General features: G+C 40.0%; 2 protein-coding genes and 1 pseudogene. 2 read left to right on the top strand and 1 reads right to left on the bottom strand.

Annotated features, from left to right (window positions below):
- Window positions 1-110: pseudogene (locus tag FTV03_RS17500) on the bottom strand (RNA-guided endonuclease TnpB family protein); the annotation flags it as partial.
- A gap of 167 nt (window positions 111-277) precedes the next feature.
- On the opposite strand from FTV03_RS17500, the gene FTV03_RS17495 reads away from it, so the two are divergent.
- Together FTV03_RS17495 and FTV03_RS17490 are read left to right on the top strand one after the other, a co-directional pair.
- Complete coding sequence (locus FTV03_RS17495; RefSeq protein ID WP_180042388.1) at window positions 278-1,186, top strand: GGDEF domain-containing protein; 909 nt, start codon at window positions 278-280, stop codon at window positions 1,184-1,186.
- A gap of 130 nt (window positions 1,187-1,316) precedes the next feature.
- Window positions 1,317-2,225 (top strand): polyprenyl synthetase family protein, encoded by a 909-nt coding sequence (locus FTV03_RS17490; protein ID WP_180004317.1) that lies wholly within the window; start codon window positions 1,317-1,319, stop codon window positions 2,223-2,225.
- Window positions 2,226-2,403: the final 178 nt, after the last annotated feature.

Here is a 2,403-nt window from a genome sequence, read left to right as displayed (position 1 = left end):
TGCCTAAACCCTAAATCATTGACATAATTCCAGACGAAGTTCACTTCTGATGCTAGTTGGTCTAACACCTTGCAATGTTTGTCTTTTATACGTAATTTAAGGGTTTTCATGTACTTATATTAACAATTAAAACTCAAGGAAAATAGTCCTTAGTTAAATCAAACGACACTTCATGTCGTGTCGCTTATATCTCTGACCTGAAGGACAGAGTTTTACGCTCCATTTGATAAAATCGGACCTACCTACTGAACAATTAGCTGTATTAGAAGCGTTGCCAATGCCTGCTGCGTTATTTTCTGCGACAGCTGAGCTGATATGCGCCAATCAAATATTTAAACATCGATTTCAGTCAGACTTACAAGAGATTGTATTGAATCATGTGTCCGTGATGCAGCAAAAAACCAAAGCCACAAGTTCTGAGTTTGATTTACGCTGTTTAGAGAACGATAGCATTGAACCCTTTATGTATAGTGAAAATGAACGGCATTATTGGTTCACGTTCAAACCAAAGTTTCAACAAAGTGGCGATTTGGAACATGTGCTGTTGTGCTGTGCGGACATTACAAATTTAAAGCAAGTCGAATTATCGCTGTTGAAACATAACCAACAACTCGAACAACAAGTTTATTTTGATTATCTGACAGGGATAAGAAATCGACGAGGTTTTGATTTAGACCTTTCTCAGTGGCAAAAAAGCTTCGCGGTCGAACAAGCAGATGAAATTTGTTTGATGATGCTCGACTTAGACAATTTTAAGCAAATCAATGATATCTACGGTCATGCGTTTGGCGATGAAGTTTTAAGAAAAAGTGCGCAGCTTTTAAGGATGCAAATTAGTCAACATGCAGATGCACAAATATATCGCATGGGTGGGGAAGAGTTTGCAATGATTTTGCCACGCACGGCTATATCGACTGCATGTTCGATTGCTCAACAATGTTGTGAGCAAATCTATGCTTCTTCGATGAATTATGCGGATAAGGCTTTACAACTGAGTATCTCATGCGGAGTGGCCTTGTGGGATGGTACAGAGTCATTTTTTGAAACATTGGCACGTGCCGATCAGGCTTTGTATCAAGCCAAGAAAGGCTCGAAAAATTGTACCTGTTTTAATGATGGACAAAATGTGGCGCTATTTGAGGAAACGACATTTAAAAAACCATCAGACTGTGGGAAAAACACATAGATTTAGGCCGTAACATAGAGAAAGATTTGAGAAAGCAGTATGATGCAACAGGTCAAAATTGACAGAAAACATTGGCAGTCGATTTGCTAATGAACGAAGCAGTTAAATATTTAAAGTATTTGAGGTGAATGTGTCTTCTTTAACAGACGTTTCCACACATGCCCTGACAGAAGCGCAGCAGCGTATTCAGCAGGATTTACTGACAGCGCTTGATGCATTTTCAATTCCAGAACCCTTAAAAGGGGCGGTGTATCATGCTGTGATGTTGGGTGGAAAACGTGTTCGACCGGCACTTTGTTATGCAACAGCAGCATTAAAACCCAATACTAATTTTGCAGCAGTACGCCGTGCTGCGGTGGCGATTGAATTTATTCATTGTTATTCATTGGCACACGATGATTTGCCGTGTATGGACAACGATTTACTCCGTCGTGGTCAACCAACCTGTCATGTGGCTTTTGGTGAAGATACGGCTTTACTTGCTGGCGATATTTTACAATCGATGGCTTTTGAAGTTTTAGGCAGCCGTCTCTTTGATCAAGGCCCAGCCGTTGAAGCGCCGATCATCTTGAAGCAAATGCAAATTTTAGCGACTGCAACTTCAAAAATGGTCAATGGACAAGTTCTAGACTTACAAGCGGAAGGCAAGCATGTCAGTCAGGATGAACTAGAAAATATTCATCGAAATAAAACTGGTGCTTTAATTTCTGCCGCAATCATGATGGCGGCAGTGACAATATTTAATGGCACAGATCAAGCCATTCCTAAACTCCGTGAGTTTGGCCTAGCGATTGGTTTAGCCTTTCAGGTGCAAGATGATATTTTAGATATTATTGCTGACACTGAAGCATTGGGTAAAACAGCGGGTAAAGATCAACAAGTGGATAAATCCACATATCCTGCGCTAATGGGTCTTGATCAAGCCCAAGCTTATGCAGAAGAATTACATGCACAAGCGCTTCAAGCTTTGGATTATTTTGCAGAAGATGCGGCAGAATTACACAAGATCACGCAGTTTTTATTAAAACGTCAAAGTTAATATGACGCAGTAAAAGACCTCAGCCCACACATGTAACATGTTGTGGGCATTTTTCTCTGTACACGACAAATTTCATAGGATCCTTGTCCTATCAGGCTTTTTCTTTCTTAAAATTGCTAGCACTTTCTTAAATTCTTCTTTTTTTCCAAAACCAATCAAACGTAGAATAGCCATTTGA

It is taken from the genome of Acinetobacter sp. YH12218, from assembly GCF_013417925.1.
Taxonomy (GTDB): domain Bacteria; phylum Pseudomonadota; class Gammaproteobacteria; order Pseudomonadales; family Moraxellaceae; genus Acinetobacter; species Acinetobacter amyesii.
This window is presented reverse-complemented; position numbering and strand designations above follow the sequence as displayed.

Bases quoted from the DNA above. Each gene is read 5' to 3' on its own strand.
- FTV03_RS17495 (WP_180042388.1), top strand. From the start codon at position 278: ATGCCTGCTGCGTTATTTTCTGCGACAGCTGAGCTGATATGCGCCAAT.